A 1,097-nucleotide genomic window follows, 5' to 3' on the forward strand; every position below is an offset into this window, starting at 1 on the left:
CCAGCGTGCGGCGCTTGCCCAGCCGCGCAAGCGCTTCGTCCACCAGCCCATGGCGGTCGCCTTCGGGCGAGGCCAGGACGTGCTGCAGCGACAGAAAGGTTTTCATGCTCATGCCGCGCCGCGCGTCCGGATGGTCGCGGCGCACGATCGTGACGAAGTCGTCACGCAGGATGGGGCGGGTCAAAATCCTGCTCTCCGCCTGCGTCGGCGGAACGCCCACCGCCGCATCGATCAAGCCGGCGTCGAGCAGGTCGACGGCGCTGTCGCGGCTGCTGAAACTGCGCACGCTCAGCGAGATGCCCGGCGCTTTCTTCTCGAGCGCGCCCAGCAGGGCGGGCAGCAGCACGAAGGCCGGGTAGTCCGACAGGCCGAGGGTGAAATCCATGCTCACCTTGCCCGGGTCGAACACGGGCTTTTTCACCAGGACCGCCTCCAGTTGCCGCAGCGCCTCAGCCACCGGCCCGGCGAGGTCCCTGGCGCGCGGCGTGGGCAGCAGGCCCTCGGCGCTGCGCAGAAACAAGGGGTCTTCCAGCAGCGTCCGCAGGCGCGACAGCGCGGCGCTCATCGCCGGCTGGCTCACGCCCACGCGCACCGCGGCGCGGGTCACGTTGCGCTCCTCCATCAGCGCGGCAAAGGCCGCGAGCAGGTTCAGGTCAACACCATGAAAATCCATAAATCAAATACTCATTTATACAGATCATTTGTTGGACAGATGGTAACGCGGCGCCCAGAATTCCGCCATTGCTTCATCACACCAACACAAGGATCACCGCAATGAGCAACCCAAACCCCGGCAGCCACGCAACGCAGCAGCAAGCGCAGGACCTGGCCCGGCGCCAGTCCATAGACCTGCTGTACCGCGCCTTCAGCGACCAGAACCCCGACCTGATGGACGCCGCCGTCACCGCCGACTGGGACGACATTCCCCTGGCGCCCGGCCAGGGCCCCGGGCCGGAAGGCCTCAAGCCCATCATCCGCGGCTTCATCGAAGCGCTGCCCGACGTGCGCATCACGGCCCACGATGTGCTGATGAGCCAGGACCGTGCCGCGGTGCGCGCCGAGATCACCGGCACCCACCGCGGGCCGCTCTTCGGCAT

The 1,097-nt window shown here is 67.5% G+C and carries 2 protein-coding genes; one reads left to right on the forward strand and one right to left on the reverse strand.

The window, feature by feature from the left end; genetic code table 11:
* The coding region (locus AC1D0P_RS25945) for a LysR family transcriptional regulator (RefSeq protein ID WP_477679354.1) at positions 1 to 673 on the reverse strand (673 nt) is incomplete at its 3' end.
* A gap of 101 nt (positions 674 to 774) precedes the next feature.
* Here AC1D0P_RS25945 and AC1D0P_RS25950 point away from each other — a divergent pair.
* The coding region (locus tag AC1D0P_RS25950; RefSeq protein WP_477679355.1) for an ester cyclase at positions 775 to 1,097 on the forward strand (323 nt) is incomplete at its 3' end.

It is taken from the genome of Polaromonas sp. P1_G2 (genome assembly GCF_056405515.1).